Annotated in this window: 15 protein-coding genes; 9 read left to right on the forward strand and 6 right to left on the reverse strand. The window is 75.5% G+C overall.

The window, feature by feature from the left end:
• Nucleotides 1-1,323, forward strand: a 1,323-nt coding sequence (locus tag ACFVVL_RS01055; RefSeq protein WP_387670382.1) for a DUF2079 domain-containing protein, incomplete at its 5' end; no start/stop codon positions are given.
• 60 nt (nt 1,324-1,383) lie between these two features.
• On the opposite strand, the gene ACFVVL_RS01060 is transcribed toward ACFVVL_RS01055, so the two are convergent.
• The gene (locus tag ACFVVL_RS01060) at nt 1,384-1,668 is read right to left on the reverse strand and encodes a hypothetical protein (protein WP_380295207.1); all 285 of its coding nucleotides are present in this window, start codon (nt 1,666-1,668) and stop codon (nt 1,384-1,386) included.
• A 32-nt stretch (nt 1,669-1,700) separates the two neighbouring features.
• The gene (locus ACFVVL_RS01065; RefSeq protein WP_387670383.1) at nt 1,701-2,693 is read right to left on the reverse strand and encodes a Ku protein; all 993 of its coding nucleotides are present in this window, start codon (nt 2,691-2,693) and stop codon (nt 1,701-1,703) included.
• 138 nt (nt 2,694-2,831) lie between these two features.
• Here ACFVVL_RS01065 and ACFVVL_RS01070 point away from each other — a divergent pair, with 138 nt between their 5' ends.
• Nucleotides 2,832-3,047 (forward strand): hypothetical protein, encoded by a 216-nt coding sequence (locus ACFVVL_RS01070; RefSeq protein ID WP_380295211.1) that lies wholly within the window; start codon nt 2,832-2,834, stop codon nt 3,045-3,047.
• 17 nt (nt 3,048-3,064) lie between these two features.
• Here ACFVVL_RS01070 and ACFVVL_RS01075 read toward each other — a convergent pair whose 3' ends face one another.
• Nucleotides 3,065-4,348, reverse strand: a complete 1,284-nt coding sequence (locus ACFVVL_RS01075) for a metallophosphoesterase (protein ID WP_387670629.1) — start codon at nt 4,346-4,348, stop codon at nt 3,065-3,067.
• A gap of 267 nt (nt 4,349-4,615) precedes the next feature.
• Here ACFVVL_RS01075 and ACFVVL_RS01080 point away from each other — a divergent pair, with 267 nt between their 5' ends.
• The 4 genes from ACFVVL_RS01080 to ACFVVL_RS01095 all read left to right on the forward strand — a co-directional run bounded on the left by ACFVVL_RS01080 (nt 4,616) and on the right by ACFVVL_RS01095 (nt 9,276).
• On the forward strand, nt 4,616-6,070 hold the full coding sequence (locus tag ACFVVL_RS01080) for an amino acid permease (protein WP_380295212.1): 1,455 nt from the start codon (nt 4,616-4,618) through the stop codon (nt 6,068-6,070).
• Nucleotides 6,071-6,221: 151 nt separating this feature from the next.
• The gene (locus ACFVVL_RS01085; RefSeq protein WP_387670384.1) at nt 6,222-7,172 is read left to right on the forward strand and encodes an EI24 domain-containing protein; all 951 of its coding nucleotides are present in this window, start codon (nt 6,222-6,224) and stop codon (nt 7,170-7,172) included.
• A gap of 455 nt (nt 7,173-7,627) precedes the next feature.
• A complete protein-coding gene (locus ACFVVL_RS01090; RefSeq protein WP_387670385.1) occupies nt 7,628-8,305 on the forward strand; it encodes a transglycosylase SLT domain-containing protein in 678 nt (225 codons plus the stop codon).
• A 413-nt stretch (nt 8,306-8,718) separates the two neighbouring features.
• A complete protein-coding gene (locus ACFVVL_RS01095) occupies nt 8,719-9,276 on the forward strand; it encodes a GNAT family N-acetyltransferase (RefSeq protein ID WP_387670387.1) in 558 nt (185 codons plus the stop codon).
• A gap of 9 nt (nt 9,277-9,285) precedes the next feature.
• Here ACFVVL_RS01095 and ACFVVL_RS01100 read toward each other — a convergent pair whose 3' ends face one another.
• Nucleotides 9,286-10,524 carry a threonine/serine exporter family protein gene (locus tag ACFVVL_RS01100; protein ID WP_387670389.1) on the reverse strand — a complete coding sequence of 413 codons (1,239 nt, stop codon included), beginning with the start codon at nt 10,522-10,524 and terminating at the stop codon, nt 9,286-9,288.
• A gap of 216 nt (nt 10,525-10,740) precedes the next feature.
• Here ACFVVL_RS01100 and ACFVVL_RS01105 point away from each other — a divergent pair, with 216 nt between their 5' ends.
• Nucleotides 10,741-11,754, forward strand: a complete 1,014-nt coding sequence (locus ACFVVL_RS01105) for a glycosyltransferase (RefSeq protein ID WP_380287303.1) — start codon at nt 10,741-10,743, stop codon at nt 11,752-11,754.
• 121 nt (nt 11,755-11,875) lie between these two features.
• Here ACFVVL_RS01105 and ACFVVL_RS01110 read toward each other — a convergent pair whose 3' ends face one another.
• On the reverse strand, nt 11,876-12,502 hold the full coding sequence (locus tag ACFVVL_RS01110; RefSeq protein ID WP_387670391.1) for a hypothetical protein: 627 nt from the start codon (nt 12,500-12,502) through the stop codon (nt 11,876-11,878).
• A 133-nt stretch (nt 12,503-12,635) separates the two neighbouring features.
• On the opposite strand from ACFVVL_RS01110, the gene ACFVVL_RS01115 reads away from it, so the two are divergent.
• Both ACFVVL_RS01115 and ACFVVL_RS01120 read left to right on the forward strand, forming a co-directional pair.
• Nucleotides 12,636-15,581 carry an FAD-binding and (Fe-S)-binding domain-containing protein gene (locus ACFVVL_RS01115; protein WP_387670393.1) on the forward strand — a complete coding sequence of 982 codons (2,946 nt, stop codon included), beginning with the start codon at nt 12,636-12,638 and terminating at the stop codon, nt 15,579-15,581.
• Nucleotides 15,582-15,644: 63 nt separating this feature from the next.
• Nucleotides 15,645-16,058 (forward strand): PaaI family thioesterase, encoded by a 414-nt coding sequence (locus ACFVVL_RS01120; protein ID WP_387670395.1) that lies wholly within the window; start codon nt 15,645-15,647, stop codon nt 16,056-16,058.
• A gap of 12 nt (nt 16,059-16,070) precedes the next feature.
• Here the strand turns inward: ACFVVL_RS01120 and ACFVVL_RS01125 are convergent, their stop codons facing one another.
• The gene (locus tag ACFVVL_RS01125; protein WP_380287300.1) at nt 16,071-16,538 is read right to left on the reverse strand and encodes a CBS domain-containing protein; all 468 of its coding nucleotides are present in this window, start codon (nt 16,536-16,538) and stop codon (nt 16,071-16,073) included.
• Between the last annotated feature and the right edge of the window lie 67 nt (nt 16,539-16,605).

Consider the following 16,605-nt stretch of genomic DNA (forward strand, 5'->3'; position numbering starts at 1 on the left):
TTCGGGGGGTTGGGGGTGCACTGTTTCACCGGGCCCCCCACGCGCACCCCCGCCGCCGGGCACGCGGGGGGCGTGGGTGCCGACGGCACCGACGCCACCGACGGCACCGACGCCACCGCGGACCCCCGGGCCGTCGGCCGGATCGCCGACCTGGCCGGCCTCGTCTACGGCCTGGGCTGGCCGCTCCTGGCCGCCGGGCGCGGCGGCTTCCACGAGGTGGCCTTCGCCGTCCCGCTGATCCTGCTGATGCTCGAACGCGGCCTCGCCCGCCGCTACGGCACCGCCGCCCTCGCCGCCGCCCTGCTCTGCACCACCAAGGAGGACCTCGGCCTGCTGGTCGGCGTCCACGGCCTGGTCCTGCTCTGGCGCAACCGCCCGCGCGGCGACCGGCGGGGCGAGCGGGCCGGGGACCGCCGCGGCCTCGCCCTCGGCGCCGCGCTGCTCGTCGGCGGCCCGCTGGCCTCGGCGCTCGCCATCGTCCGACTGATCCCCGCGATGGGCGGGCAGCCGGACTACTACTGGGTGTACGGCCCGATCGGCCCGGACGCCCGCAGCGCGCTCGCCCATCTGCTCGGGGACCCTCTGCTGCTCCTCCGGACCGCCACCGACGCCCCCGTCAAACCACTGCTGCTGCTCTGGCTGTTCGGCACCCTGCTGCTGCTGCCGCTGCGCTCCGCGACCACGCTCTGCCTGCTGCCGCTGCTCGCCGAGCGCGTGCTCTCCGACAACCCCAACCACTGGTCGATCGCCCACCACTACGACGCGCTGCTCTGGCCGGTACTGCTCACCGCCGTCCTGGAGGTGCTCGGCCGGCTGTACCTGCGGGGCGGGGCACACCGGCGCGCCGCCCACGGCCTGGGCACGGCGGTGGTCGCGGGCTCGCTGGTGTGCAGCCTGCTGCTGGGCGGCCTCAGCCTGCTGACGCCGGCCTCCTGGCGCCCTTCGGCGAGCAACGCCGCCCTCGTCCGGGGGGCCGCGCGGATCCCGGACGGCGCGCTGGTGGAGGCCGACAACCAGGTGGTCCCCCGGCTGGTCGGCCGCACCGACGTCGTCCTGGTGGACGCCACCCCGCGCGGGCGCGACTGGGTCCTGATCCGCTCCGACACCCGGACCTTCCCGTTCCAGACCTCGCAGGAGCAGGCCGAGCGGATCGGGCTGCTGCTCGCCCACGGGTACCGGCAGGTCTGGGCGGAGGACGGGGTGGTGCTGCTGCACCGCGAGGGCGGGGAGCCGGTGCCCGGCGCGCGGGTCCCCGACGGGACGAGTGTGCCGGTGAAGGAGATCGTCCCCCCCGACGTCGGGCACAACCTGTTCAAGGGCTGAGCCCGCGCCGGTGTCCCCGGTCCCGCGCGTGCGGGGCCGGGGACACCGCCCGGTGCGGGGTCAGGCGACCGCCGCCCGGTGCCGGCCCGGCAGGGAGGTCCGCCAGCGGACGAACACGCCGGCCAGGGCGAGCAGGGTGGCGCCCCAGACGATGCTGAAGACCACCAGCATCGGCAGCCAGGTCACCTGGGAGGCGACGGCGCCGAGGCCGAGCGAGAGGCCGACCATGAAGACGACGGCCGTCGGGGTGAGACTGCACAGCCAGTGCAGGGCCCGGTGCGCCCAGCTCGGGTGCTCCGGCGCGTCGGGGCCGGTGTCCAGGGCCTTGTAGGTGATGAGGTCCATCGGCAATCGCCTCCGGGGGGTGTCAGGGGAGGTCACGAGGCCTTCCGGGGAGTGGCGGTCTTCCGGGTCGTGGTCTTCTTCGCGGCGGACTTCGCGGTCTTCCTCGCGGTGGTGGCCGGCTCGGCCGCCGTGGTCCTCTTCGCGGCGGCCCGCTTGCGCGGAGCCGGTTTCTTCTCGGCGGGCTCCCCGGCCGGCCCCTCGGGCTCCCCGGCCTCCCCGGCGCCGTCCGCCCGGGTGCGGCCCGGGTGGGCGTCCTTGGCCTGCCGCAGGCTGCTGCGCAGCGCCTCCATGAGGTCGATGACGTTGTCCGGCGCCGCCCCCGCCTCCTCCTCGTGCGGCACCTCGACGCCCTGCAGCCGCGCCTCGATCACCTGCTGGAGCGCCTGCTGGTAGTCGTCGTGGAGCTGGTCGAGGTCGAAGTCCTCGGAGAGGGTCTCCATCAGCGAGCGCGCCATCTTCAGCTCCTGCGGCCGCACGGTCACCTTCTCCTCCGGCGCGATGCCGGCCGCCGGGCGGACCTCGTCGGGCCAGATGCAGGTCTGGAGCACCAGTGTGCCGTCGTGCACCCGCAGCACCGCCGGGGACTCCCTGGTCCGGAGCGCGATCTTGGTGACGGCGATCTGGCCGGACTCCACGAGCGCGTCGCGCAGCAGCGCGTAGGGCTTGGCGGCGGCCTTGTCGGCGACGCCGACGTAGTAGGCCTTGGAGAACATCAGCGGGTCGATCTCGCCCTCGTCGACGAAGGCCAGCACGTCGATGATCTTCTTGCTGGGCAGCGGGAGGTCGGCGAGGTCCTCGTCGGTGAGGGTGACGGTCCGGCCGTCCGGCGACTCGTAGCCCTTGGCGATCTCCGCGTACGGGACCTCCTTCTCCTCCCGTTCGCAGTACCGCTTCATGCGCACCCGGCCGCCGTCCCGGGCGTGCACCTGGTGCAGCGGGACGTCGTGCTCCTTGGTGGCGGAGTAGAGGTGGACGGGGATGGAGACCAGACCGAAGCTGATCGTCCCCTTCCAGGTGGTCTGCATGGGGGTCGCTCCTTCCCGGAGCCGTCCCGGTGGTGTCGCGCCGCCCCGGGCGGTCCGGGCCCGGGGCTATCCACTCTGCCCGGGTTTGCCCCGTTCGGCCACAGGATGCCGCCCGGCGTCCCTGGGAGGATGGACGGCATGGGGCGCAGCACCGGGCCGGCCCCGCCGCCGGCCGCGACGACGTACCGGGTGCGGTACGCGCTGGCCGGCGAGCCGGAGGTGCGGTGCGCCGAGGTCACGGTGGTGCCGGGGTACTCGCGGGAGGCCGACATCCCGGCCGTCCTGGCCGCCCGGCTCACCGGGCGGCCGGCCGACGCGGGGCGGATCGTCCTGCTGGAGGTGACCGAGGCGTGACGGCCCTGGCGCGGGGGTCAGGCCCGCAGCGAGGCCAGCGTGACGATGGTGATGTCGGACGGCGCGCCGACCCGGACCGGCGGCCCCCAGGCCCCGGCGCCGCGGGTCACGTAGAGCTGGGTGTCGCCGTAGCGCTCCAGCCCCGCGACCGTGGGGTTGGCCAGCTCCGCCAGGTAGTTGCCCGGCCAGAGCTGCCCGCCGTGGGTGTGGCCGGAGAGCTGGAGGTCGACGCCGTGCCGCACGGCGTCGTGGATGGTGACCGGCTGGTGGGAGAGCAGGACGGCGGTGCGGGACGGGTCCCGGTCGCCGAGCGCCCTGCCGAAGTCGGGGCCGTCGCCCTCGCGCTCCCCCGCGATGTCGTTGACGCCGGCGAGGTCGAAGCCGCCCAGCTCGACCCGGGCGTTCTGCAGCGGGTGGACGCCCAGCTCGCGGACGAAGTCCACCCAGGGCGCCGCGCCGGAGAAGTACTCGTGGTTGCCGGTCACGAAGTAGGCGCCGTCGCGGGCCCGCAGCTGCGCCAAGGGCTCGGCGTCGCGGCCGAGTTCCGGCACCGATCCGTCGACCAGGTCGCCGACGACGGTGATCAGGTCGGGCCTCGCGGCGTTGATGGTGTCGACGATCCGCTGGGTGTGGGCGCGCCCGAGGACGGGGCCGAGGTGGATGTCGCTGACCACGGCGATCCGGTACCCGTGGGCGCGGGCCGGCAGCTTGGCGAGCGGGACGGTGACCTGCTTGAGCCGCGGTCCGCGCAGCACCCCGTAGGTCCCGGTGCCGACCACGGCCGCCGCCGCGCCGGAGGCGCCGATCGCGACCGCCCGGGCGACGAACAGCCGCCGCTCCGGCGAGGGGGCGACGGACGCTGACGGCTCGTCACCCGCCCCGGCGGGGGCCTCCTCCGCGGCCGGCGCGGGGGGCGCGTCCGGTACGCCCGGCACTTCCGCCGCACCCGGCACTTCCGCCGCACCCGGCCCGCCCGGTGCGGCCCGCCGGGCCGGCAGGCGCAGCAGCAGCGGCCGCAGCAGCTCACCGACGCCGAGCGCGAGCAGCAGGTACAGCAGCACCGCCAGCCAGAGGAAGCCCGGCCAGGCGAACCAGCGCTGGACCGCCATCGGGAACACCCGCCCACCGACCAGCGCGCCGAGCGAGAGCAGCGGCAGCGCGACGGCCAGCACCGTGCCCGTCCGGCGCCAGCCGCCGCCGGGCACCGAGACGTCGCGCACCAGCCGGCGCCAGAGGTACCAGTGGACGAGGGTCAGCAGGGCCAGGACGAGGACGGCGCCGAGCACCACGAGGACGATCATCACGCGGACAGTATGGACGGCCGCCTGACAAACCCCGCCACGGGGCCCCAACGTGCTGTCGCTGCGTCAGATTTGAGCTTTCCGGGTGACCTTCCCACCTGGCCTGACCAGGCCTTTTGCGTCCGCTCACCGAACAGTTGCCGGTGCCTTGTTCCGATAGCCGGAGGTAGCGGCTAGGTTGCACCGCAATGCGCGGATCCGTCCCCCACCCTCCGGCGTTCGAGCCGAGGGTCAGGCCGCGCCGGAAAGGCACAGGGCACCCTCACGATGCGTGCGGACACCACCACCCAGGCCGGTTCCTCGCCGGCCGGTCCCCCGAAGAACGACCGCTCCCCCGGTCACGGCCACGGCGGCGACGGCCGGCTCAAGGCCGGGCTCAAGAACCGCCACCTGTCGATGATCGCCATCGGCGGCGTGATCGGCGCGGGCCTGTTCGTCGGTTCCGGCGCGGGCATCGCCGCCACCGGCCCCGGCATCCTGCTCTCCTACGCGCTGGCCGGTGTGCTGGTCGTGCTGGTCATGCGGATGCTCGGCGAGATGGCCGCGGCCGACCCGCAGAGCGGCTCCTTCTCGGCGTACGCCGACCGGGCGCTCGGCCGCTGGGCCGGATTCACCATCGGCTGGCTGTACTGGTTCTTCTGGGTCGTGGTGCTGGCCGTCGAGGCCACCGCCGGTGCGAAGATCCTCAACAACTGGATGCCCGGCGTGCCGCAGTGGGCCTTCGCACTGATCGTGATGGCCGTCCTGACCGCCACCAACCTCGGCTCGGTCGCCTCCTACGGCGAGTTCGAGTTCTGGTTCGCCGGGATCAAGGTGGTGGCGATCGCGGCCTTCCTGGTGGTCGGCACGCTGGCCGTGTTCGGCCTGCTGCCCGGCACCCACGCGGTCGGCGCCGAGAACCTCACCGGCCACGGCGGCTTCCTGCCGCACGGCGTGGGCGCGGTGTTCACCGGCATGCTCACCGTCGTGTTCGCCTTCATGGGCAGCGAGATCGTCACCCTGGCCGCCGGCGAGTCCGAGGACCCGGAGCGGGCGGTCAGCAAGGCGACCAACAGTGTCATCTGGCGGATCGGGATCTTCTACCTCGGCTCGATCCTGCTCGTGGTCACCCTGCTGCCGTGGGACTCCGCCGCCGTGAAGGGCAGCCCGTACGTCGCGGTGCTGGAGCATGTCGGCATCCCGGGCGCCGGCCGGGTGATGGACGTGATCGTGCTGACGGCCGTGCTGTCCTGCCTCAACTCGGGCATGTACACCGCCTCCCGGATGGCCTTCTCGCTCGGGCAGCGCGGCGACGCGCCGAAGGCCTTCGCCTCGGTCAGCAAGCGCGGCGTGCCGCGGGTGGCGATCCTCTCCTCGGTGGTCTTCGGCTTCGTGGCGGTGTTCTTCAACTACACCTCGCCCGACACCGTCTTCGCCTTCCTGCTGAACTCGTCCGGCGCTGTGGCGCTCTTCGTGTGGCTCGTGATCTGCTTCTCCCAGCTGCGGATGCGCCGGATCCTCGAACGCGAGAGCCCGGAGCGGCTGACCGTCCGAATGTGGCTGTACCCGTACCTCACCTGGGCCGCGATCGGCATGATCGGGTTCGTGGTGGTGTACATGTTCACCGATGCCGACGGTCGGAAGCAGATGTACCTGTCGCTGGTCGCCGCGGCGATCGTGCTGGCGGCGTCGGCCGTGGTGGGCCGTCGGCGGCGGGCCGCGGCGGTGGCTCCGGCATCCTGAGCCGGACCGCAGTACCGCCCGCGGACACCGGGCCCGGGAGCCGTTGCGGAGGCTCCCGGGCCCGGCCCCGTTTCCGGTGCCGCTTTCCGGTGCCGTTCCGTGACGCGGCGGACATGACCCGGCGACGCGCCGCCCCCTACTCTTTCCCCTCATGCGAGATCTTGCAGCGGGGATGGGGTACCTGGCCAAGGGCCAGAAGTGGGTGGGGCGGCACGGCCGCTGGTGGGCGTTCGGGATGATCCCGGCGCTGATCACGCTGGCCGGCTACGCGGTGGCGCTGTTCTTCCTCGGCGGCTGGGCCGGGGACATCGCCGAGTGGGCCACCCCGTTCGCCGACTCCTGGTCCTCGCTCTGGCAGGACCTGCTGCGCACCACGCTCGCCGCGGTGGTCTTCGTCGGCGGGCTGCTGCTGTCCGTGCTCACCTTCACCGCGGTCACGCTGCTGGTCGGCCAGCCGTTCTACGAGGCGCTGTGCGAGAAGGTCGACGAGACCGAGGGCGGTGCGCCGACCCCGCCGGACGTCCCGCTCTGGCGCGAGCTGGTGGTGGCGGCCCGGGACAGCCTCTTCGTCCTGGTGCGGGCCGGCGGCTTCGGCGTGCTGCTGTTCGCGGCCGGGTTCATCCCGGTGGTCGGGCAGACCGTGGTGCCGGTGCTGGGCTTCCTGGTCTCCGGCTTCTTCCTCACCCTGGAGCTGACCTCGGTCGGCCTGCAGCGGCGCGGGGTGCCGCAGCGCGAACGCCTGCGGCTGTTGCGCGGGCGGCTCGGGCTGGCGCTCGGGTTCGGCGTGCCGCTGGTGCTGGGGTTCCTGGTCCCGCTGGTGACGGTGATCGCCATGCCCGGCGCGGTGGCCGGCGCGACGCTGCTGGCGCGCGACCTGGTGCCGGTCGGGGAGGAGCCCCGGCCGTCGTCGGAGGACGGCGACGAGCAGGGAGAACAGGGCGAGCAGGGCGAGCAGGGCGGGCACGGCGAGCGGCCGGACGCGGCGGCCGTCCCGGAGCTGCCGGAGTACGGCGCGCGGCGGCCCGTGGACGGCAACCCGTACGCCGCCGCCCCGGCGCAGCCGGTGGAGCCGGTGGAGCCCAATCCGTACCGGAGCGCGTGAGTGCCCCGTCACCCTGCGTCCGGCCCGCCGCCGCCCGCGTGTGAGGCCTCCCACAGGGGCCGGACGGTCTACTGCCGCCGATAGTGGCCGGCCGCGCGGCGTCGTCCCGGCCGGGGTCCGCGGTGCGCCGCCCGTAGGGCCGCGGCCCGGGCGGCCGGGCGGCGCCGGAGCGCAACGACGCAGGCGGTGGGCCGGTTCGGACCGTCGATTCCTCGACGGCCCGCCGGTGCGACCATCGATTCACGGAAACGGACAAATCGCCACGAAGCGCCCGCCATCGGCCGGGCGCTTCGCCGTTCCGGGCCATCCGCTCCACTACCGCCCGTCGTAGCCGAGCGCTTTGCCGCCCCCGCCGGGCTCTGCCAAGAATGGCCCGTCGCCGGGCAGCGCGGCTGCCCCCCGAGCGCGCCCGACGCGCCCCGACGGCACCCCGACGGAAAAGGATCGTCCGCTTCATGCAGCTCAGCCATGCCCGCCGCAACTCGCTGATCACCGGGATCGCCACCCTGGTGGTGGCGGGCGCGGCAACCGCCGCCCTGGCCGTCCCCGACAGCGGGACCGCCGTCGCCGAGGCCCCCGCCGCCGCGGTGGTCGACACCGCGGCGCAGGCGCAGGCCGAGGCGGACGCCCGGGCCCAGGCCGATGCCCAGGCCGCCGCCGCTGCGGCTGCCGCGCAGGCCCAGGCGCAGGCCCAGGCCGAGGCGGACGCCGCCGCCCAGGCGCAGGCCGCCGCCCAGGCCGAGGCCGAGGCGAAGGCCCAGGCGGACGCCAAGGCCAAGGCGGACGCCGCGGCCGCCGCCTCCCGCTCGCAGGAGCGCTCCGCGCTGAACAGCAAGCCGTCGTACTCCGGCAGCCCGCGCGAGATCGCCGCCCAGATCGTGCCGGCCGGCCAGCTCCAGTGCTTCAACAACATCGTGTCCCGCGAGAGCAGCTGGAACGTCACCGCGACCAACCCGTCCTCCGGCGCCTACGGCCTGGTCCAGGCCCTGCCCGGCTCCAAGATGGCCTCGGCCGGCTCCGACTGGCGCACCAACCCGGTCACCCAGATCAAGTGGGGCCTGAACTACATGAACTCCCGCTACGGCAGCCCGTGCGGCGCCTGGGCGTTCTGGCAGTCCCACCACTGGTACTGAGCCACCCCCGCCAGGCCCTCCGCCCGCGGGCTCGCGGCCTTCCGGGCAGGCCACCGGCCCGCAACGCCCCGTAGCGGCGGACGGCGTGCGCCGGGTGCCCGCTCCGCGCCGGTTCCACTTGCCGGGTCGGTGCCTTCCGGCGGAGGGGGAAGTCGGGCAGGCCGACTTCCTGCTCCGTTACCCCAACCCGCAGACGGATTGAGGCCGCAAGCCCGCGCCGACCCACAGCCCCACCCGTGACGGCAGCGACGCGACGCGAGAAGTCCACCCCACCGACGTCCTGCTCCACGGACCGCCAGTAGGCGCCCGCCGCCGCGCAGGGCCGTCGTCGTCGCGCGGGCCGTGCGACCGGCATCCAGGTCGGCCGAAATCCTGGTGGTCCCGGGCGTGTCCGGGGAGCGAGAGTGGGACCCATGGATCAGGTGAGGCTCTCCGACGGGGTCGTCACGCTCACCCCGTTCCGGGCCGAGGACATCGACGCGCACCTCGCGGGCGAGGACGAGTTGCTGGTGCGGTGGCTGAACGGCGGCCCGAGCACCCGTGCGGGCACCGAGGAGTACGTGCGCCGGTGCACCGCGCAGTGGGTGTACCGGGGGCCGGCCCGGGTGTTCGGGATCCGGACCGGGCCCGAGCCGGTGCTCGCCGGCACGATCGACCTGCGGTTCGCCATGCCGTGCCTCGGCCCGGGGCAGGTCAACATCGCCTACGGCCTCTACCCGGCCTTCCGCGGGCGGGGCCTGGTCACCAGGGCGGTGCACCTGGTGTGCGGGTACGCGGCACAGGAGGGCGCGCGCGAGGGCGTGATCCGGGTCGACCCGGAGAACCACGCCTCGGCGGCGGTGGCCCGGCGGGCCGGCTTCCGGTACGCCGGGCGGATGCCGGAGCCGCCCGGGAGCGCGCTCGACCGGTACGTCCGCGAGCTGGCCGGCGCACCCGTCGGGGCGCACGCGGCGGCCGCCCGCACGGTCTGAACGATCCCGTCAGGGGCGGCGCCGCACGGCCGCCGCCACCTCACCCGCCAGCAGGCCGACCGCGATCGCCGTCACCAGGGTGACCAGCTCCACCAGATCGCGGAATCCGCCGATGGGGTGACCGCCCGCCAGGTCGGTCAGGCCGCGCATGCCGAGCGAGCCGACGGTCAGGGTGAAGAAGCCCGGCAGCAGCAGGAGCAGGCGCGGCGGCGCGCCCGGCCGGGCGGCGAGCCGCGTCGCGGCGGCGCCGAGGACGACCGCGGCGGCGAAGGTCCCGGCCACCTCGCCGGCCAGCCAGGTGGCCAGGGTCTGGGCCGCCACCGTCAGGTAGACCAGGAGCAGCAGCACCGGCCCGAACCGGGCCGGGACGGCGAAGGCCAGCACGGTGCCCGCGGTGAAGACGATCCAGGCGGTGAACAGCGCCCAGCGCGGCAGGTCCTGGGCCGCCGTCACGTCGAACAGCGCGTGCCGGTCGCGGCCGGTGACGGCCAGTCCGATCAGGATCCCGACGTACAGCTGGAGCAGCAGGAACACCGCGTAGACCAGCCGGACCGCGCCCGGTGTCAGGTGCCCGGCGGCCAGTTCGGCGGTGGCGGCGCTCAGGTAGTCGCCGGGGACGAAGAAGAACAGCGCGGGCAGCATGATCAGCACCGGTCCGCCGTGCGCCGGGGTGCGGGCGAAGACCAGCAGCGCGATCACCGAGACCACGACGGCCGCCGCCAGCGGCAGCACCGGGCTCAGCCGGGGCCGGCGGTCCGCGGCCAGCGCGAGGGCCGCGCTCGCCGAGGCGAGGACGGCGGTGGAGCCGATCTCCCACCAGGTGGGCTGCATCAGCGGGGCGAAGCCGAGCGAGAACAGGACGATCCCGAGCGCCTTCGCCCACCAGGGGTACGGCGGCGGGGCGGTGTCGAGCGCGGCGAGCCGGCCGGCCGCCGCGGGCAGGGTGAGCCGGCCGGCGTCCAGGTCGGCGAGCAGCGGCCGGACGGCGGCCACCTGGTCGAGGCGGAACACCTCGGGGAACGCCCGGACCGTCACCGTGGTGGTCCCGCCGGCGGCGCTGACGGTCAGCACCGCGCCCTCGGGGACGACCAGCAGCCGCGCCGAGCCGCCGAGCGCCCGGGCGGCGCCCGCCACGGCCGGCTCCAGCTCCTGGACGCCCTCGCCGCTGTTGCGCAGCAGCACCGTGGTCAGCCGGGCCAGGAAGGCGGTGAGTTCACCGACCCGCGGTGGCCGCGTCAGCTGTTCCAAGGCCCGCCTCCGTCCGCGTCCCGCCGTGGTGACCTCTCCAGCCTGCCCGCCGCCCGGGAAGGCCGCGCGCCGGGAGCGGGTCCGGGGGGGATGAGGACGCGCCCGGAGCAGCCGGTGAAGATATGGCGTACGTCCGTACGATTTGACGGTAAATGCCCCACCTACGGACCGTCAGGGCTTTGCCACCGTTCACGGGCGCTCCTACGCTCCCGCGTCATGCCCTCACCCCTGATCAGCGTCGTGATCCCCGCCTATGACCAGCAGAAACAGCTGGCGGACTGCCTCGACTCGCTGCTCGCCCAGTCCTTCCGCGACTTCGAGGTGCTGGTGGTCGTCGACCGCTCCCCCGAGTGCCCGGCGCAGCTCGCCGACCGCTACGCGGCCCGCCACCCCCAGGTCTCCGTGCTGCGCCTCGACGCGGCCGTCGGCGTCGGCGTCAGCCGCAACGCGGGCGCCGCCCACGCCCGGGGCGAGTACCTGTTCTTCCTGGACGCCGACCACCTGCTCGCCCGCGACGCCCTGAGCTCCTTCGCCGACCGGCTGGCCGGCAGCGGACCGGTCGACCTGCTGCTGTTCGGCCACACCCGCCGGCACGGCGGGCGGGACTGGCCCGGCGGCGCCGAGGCGCTGCTCGCCGGGGCCGGGCCCGAGGTGTTCGCCCCGCTGGAGCGTCCGGAGCTGCTCGGCGCGCCCGCGCTGGCCTGGGACCGCCTGATCGCCCGGGCGCACTGGCTGCAGCAGGGCCTGGCCTTCCCCGACGGCCGCTACGAGGAGATCCCGCCCGTGCACCGGGCGATGCTGACGGCCCGCCGGGTCTGCGTGCTGCCGCGCGCCTGCGTGCAGCTGCGCCGCCGGGAGACCGTGCACCCGACCGGCTCGCCGGGCAGCAGCAGCTTCGACATCTTCGAGCAGTACGAGCGGACCTTCGCGCTGCTGGACGTGCTGGACGCCCCGGACGCCGTCCGGGAGGCGCTGTTCACCCGGATGATCCGGCACTACCTGTTCGTCTTCGACCTCGCCGGGTGCGTCGCCCGCGCCGAGCGCCCCCAGTTCTTCCACCGCGCCGCCGACCACCACCGCCGCTTCCAGCCGTCCGGCCACCGCCGCCCGGCCGGCCGCGAGGGCGTGAAGTTCTCCCTGCTGGCGGGCGGCGCGTACCCGGCGTTCGAGGTCGCCAAGCTCTCCCACATCGCCGCCGGCACCCTCACCGGGGCGGCCCGCCGCCGCTGAGGGCCGGGGCGTCCCGGGCGTCGGCGGCGCGCACCGGGTGCCGGGGGCGCGCACCGGGCACCGGGGGCGCGCACCGGGCGCCGGGGCGGACCGCCCGCCCCGGCCCCACGGGCGGCGGGGCTCAGACGTGCGCGGTGCCGCCGTCGGCGGCGAGGGCCGCGGCGATCCGGCGCAGGGTGTCGGCGCGGACGTCGTCCGGCAGCGGCGGCAGGAGGTCCATCCACAGCGGCAGGGTGGAGCCCAGCAGCTGCCGCTGGCCCTCGGGGCGGGCGATCAGCCACAGGTGCAGGTGGGCCGCGCCGTCGCCCCAGCGGCTGACGTGCACCCGGCCGATGCCGCCGAGCCCGAGGATCGCCCGCTCCACGCGCTGGAGCGTCGGGCCGAGTCCGGCCGCCAGGGCCGGCGGGAGGTCGAGCAGGTCGTGGTGGCCGCGCGGATTGAGCAGCAGGACGGCGGGCAGCCCGTGCGGCCGGCCGTACGCCCGCAGGCGCCAGTGCTCGTCGGTCCAGACGAAGTCCTCGTCCGGGCGGCCGCACTCGCCGCACTCCGCCGGTCCCGCCTCGCCGTGCCGGGGCGGTTCGGGCAGCTCGGGGGCGTCCAGCGGCCGCACCCGCAGCCCGCCGCCCTCGGACGGCTCGTACGGGAAGATCTCCCAGGACGGCGCGGCGTCCTCGGGGACCGGCAGGCGCTCGCCGACCGGCAGGTGGGCGAGGAACGGGCGGGGGGTGTCATGAGGGTCGGTGATCATGGACCTCGACCCTGCCAGACGCCCCGGGCGCCCGGCCAGCCCTTTCCCGGTACCGCCCGCCGCTCACGGCTGCGATGATCGGCACAGCCGCACCCCTCGCCCGTACGCGTCACCGCCCGGGAGGACCCGCCCCGTGAGCCGCCCCGACACCGCCCCCGGGACCGACCTGGCCCGCGAGCTGTCCGCCGTGCTGCGCGGCGAGGTCCGCTTCGGCGCGGCCGAGCGCACCGTCTACAGCCATGACGCCTCCAACTACCGCCAGCTGCCGCTCGGCGTGGTCAAACCGGCCGACCCCGACGACGTGCGCACCGCGCTCGCGCTCTGCCGCCGCTACCGGGTGCCGGTGGTCGCGCGCGGCGCCGGGACGAGCATCGGCGGGCAGGCGATCGGGCCCGGCGCGGTGGTGTTCGACTTCCGCCGCCACCTCGGTGCCGTCCTCGACGTCGACCCCGGGCGCCGCACCGCGCGGGTCGAGCCGGGCACCGTGCTGGACGACCTGCAGCGCGCCGTCCGCCCGTACGGGCTGCGGTTCGGCCCGGACCCGTCCACGCACAGCCGCTGCACCCTCGGCGGAATGATCGGCAACGACTCCTGCGGCGCGCACTCGGTGGCCTGGGGCCGCACCGCCGACAACGTCGAATCGCTGGACCTGCTGCTCGCCGACGGCACCGAGCTGACCGTCGGCGGCCCGCTCGGCCCCGACGCGCGCGCCGCGCTCGCCGCACTGCCCGGTCCGGCCGGACGGCTCCACCACCGGCTGCAGGAGTTCACCGACCGGAACCTGGCGGTGATCCGCCGCGGCATGCCCGCGCTGCCGCGCCGGGTCTCCGGCTACCCGCTGGACGCGCTGCTGCCCGAGCACGGCCACCACCTGGCCCGCGCGCTCACCGGCACCGAGGGCACCTGCGCGCTGCTGCTCGGCGCCACCGTCAAGCTGGTCGAGGACCCGCCCGCGCGCGCCCTGGTGCTGGCCGGGTACCCGGACGAGACGGCCGCCGCCGACGCCGTCCCCGCCCTGCTGCCGCTCGGCCCGCTCACCGTCGAGGGCATGGCCGCCGACCTGATCGCCGCACTGCTCGCCGCGGGCCCCCGGCCGCCCGCCCTGGACCGGCTGCCCGACGGCGCCTGCTGGCTCTTCCTGGAGACCGGCGGCGCCACCCCGGCCGAGGCGCTGGACGCGGCCCGCCGGATCGCCGACGCCGTCCGGCGCGAACGCACCGCCACCGCCGCCGTGGTCACCGACCCCGCCGAGCAGCGCCAGCTGTGGGGCGTGCGCGAGGCGGGCGCCGGCATCGTCACCCGGCTGCCCGGCGGCGGGGAGGCGTGGCCCGGCTGGGAGGACTCCGCCGTCCCCCCGGAGCGCCTCGGCGACTACCTGCGCGAGTTGCGCGCGCTGCTGCGCCGGCACAGCCTGCGCGGCGTCCCGTACGGGCACTTCGGGGAGGGCTGCGTCCACCTGAGGATCGACTTCCCGCTCGCCCAGCCGCACGGGGTGCTGGTGTTCCGGGAGTTCATGGAACAGGCGGCCGATCTGCTGGTCGCGTACGGGGGTTCGCTCTCCGGCGAGCACGGCGACGGGCAGGCCCGCGCCGAACTGCTGCCGCGCATGTACCCGCCCGAGATCATCGCCCTGTTCGGGGAGTTCAAGCGGATCTGGGACCCCGAGCGGCTGCTCGGCCCCGGCATCCTGGTCGACCCGCGCCCGCTCGACGCCGATCTGCGGTTCACCGGCCCGGTGCGCGCGCTGCCGCTCGCCCTGCCGTACGAGCAGGACGGCGGCAGCCTCGCCAAGGCGGTGCGCCGCTGCGTGGGCGTCGCCAAGTGCGTCGACCCGAACACCGGTGTGATGTGCCCCAGTTACATGGCCACCGGCGAGGAGCGGCACTCCACCCGCGGCCGCGCCCGGCTGCTCGCCGAGATGCTGCGCGGCGGCGGCCCGGCCGGCGGGGCGATCGCGGACGGCTGGCGCTCGGCCGAGGTCCGCGAGGCGCTGGACCTCTGCCTCGGCTGCAAGGGCTGCGCGAGCGACTGCCCGGTCCACGTCGACATGGCCACCTACCGCACCGAGTTCCTGTACCAGCACTACCGGCACCGGCCGCGGCCCGCCGCGCACTACGCGCTGGGCCGGCTGCCGCTCTGGCTGCGCGGCGCGGCGCTGGCGCCCGCCCTGGTCAACACCGCCGCCCGCTCCCCGGCCGCGGGCGTGCTCAAGCGGCTCGCCGGGATCGACCCGCGCCGGGTGCTGCCCGTCCTGCCGCCGGAAACCTTCACCCGCTGGTTCCGGCGCCACCGCGCCGCCACCGGCCCGGCCCCGGCGGGCGCGCCGCCCGTCCTGCTCTGGCCGGACACCTTCGCCGACCACCTGCAGCCGGAGGTGCCGCGCGCGGCCGTCGAGGTGCTGGAGCACCTGGGCTTCGACGTCCGGCTGCCGGCCGGTCCGGTCTGCTGCGGCCTGACCTGGTACTCCACCGGCCAACTCCCCGGCGCCCGGCGGGTGATGCGGCGCAGCCTGGCCTCGCTCGCCGCCACCGGCCTGCCCGCCGGCACCCCGGTCGTCGGACTCGACCCCAGCTGCACGGCGACCCTGCGCGAGGAGGTGCCGCGCCTGCTCGGCGCCGAGGGCCGCCCGCTGGCCGAACGGACCCGCACCTTCGCCGAGTTCATCGACGAGTACGCGCCCGACGCGCCGCTGCCGCAGCTGCCGGTGGACGCCGTCACCCAGACCCACTGCCACCAGCACGCCGTGCTCGGCAGCGCGGCGGACCGCCGGGTGGAGCGGCGGATGGGTGTCGCCAACCGGGTTCTGGACTCCGGGTGTTGCGGCCTCGCGGGCAACTTCGGCTTCGAGCGCGGCCACTTCGAGGTGTCGGCGGCGATCGCCGAGCGGGTCCTGCTCCCGGAGCTCCGGGCGGCCGGGCCCGACACCGTGGTCCTCGCGGACGGCTTCAGCTGCCGCACCCAGATCGCGCACCTGGCCGACGGCCGCCGGGCCCTGCACCTGGCGGAGCTGATGCAGCGGGCGCTGCGCTCCGGCCGCCCGTCGGACGGCCGGCCGGCCGCTGGTCCCCCGGGCCCCTGATCCCCTGACACCCCGGGCCCCTGACGCCCTGACACCCTGCGGCGGGGCCGTCACAATGGCGGGATGACCACCCTCACCACCGCCGAGGCGGACACGATCCTGGCCGACAACTTCGCCCCCTGGGTGCAGGCGCTCGGCCTGTCGGTGACCGAGACCGGCGAGCACCACGCCGTGCTGCGGCTGCCCTGGTCGGACCGGTTGGCCCGGGAGGGCGGCGCGCTCTCCGGGCAGGCCCTGATGGCCGCCGCCGACACCGCGTCGGTGATCGCGGTCTCGGCGGCCCGGGGCGGCTTCGGCCCGATGACCACCGTCCAGCAGTCCACGAACTTCCAGCGCGCCGTCACCGGACGGGACGTCCTGGTGCACGCCCGGGTCACCAAACTGGGCCGCCGGATCGCCTTCCTGGACATCACCCTGACCGCGGAGGGCGAACAGGACGCCGCGGCCCGGGCCACCGCGGTCTACGCGCTGGCCTGAGCCGCCCTGCCGTCACGCGCCCTGCGGCGTCTCCAGCACCTCCTTCGAGCGCGGCGAGTCCTCGGCGCAGACCGCCGTCACGAACTCCGCCACCCTCGCCTGCGGCATGCCGCGCGCGATGTCCGCCTCGCTGATCATGCCGACCAGCTCGTGCTCCGGGTGGTTGATCACCGGCAGCCGGCGCACCCGGTACTGCTCCATCACCCGCAGCACCTGCTCGACGTCCTCGTCCGCCTCCACCGTCATCGGCCGCCCCTGGGCCACGTCGCCCGCCGTCACCCGCGCCGGATCGAGGCCCTCGGCCACGCATTTGAGCACGATGTCCCGGTCGGTGAGGATGCCCAGCAGCTTCTGCCGCTCGCCGCAGATCGGCAGCGCCCCGACGCCGCGCTCCTTCATGATCCTGGCCGCGGCGGCGAGTGTCTCGTGCTCGCGCACGCACTCGGCGCCCCGGTGCATGATGTCGCCCGCATTGGTCATGATCGGCCTCCTGACATGCCTGCCACTCCCACGTCTCCATCGTGGTCCGGTGCCGGTGGCCCCGCCA

The sequence above is a fragment of the Kitasatospora sp. NPDC058115 genome, from assembly GCF_042884635.1.
In the GTDB taxonomy this organism is placed as follows: Bacteria; Actinomycetota; Actinomycetes; order Streptomycetales; family Streptomycetaceae; genus Kitasatospora.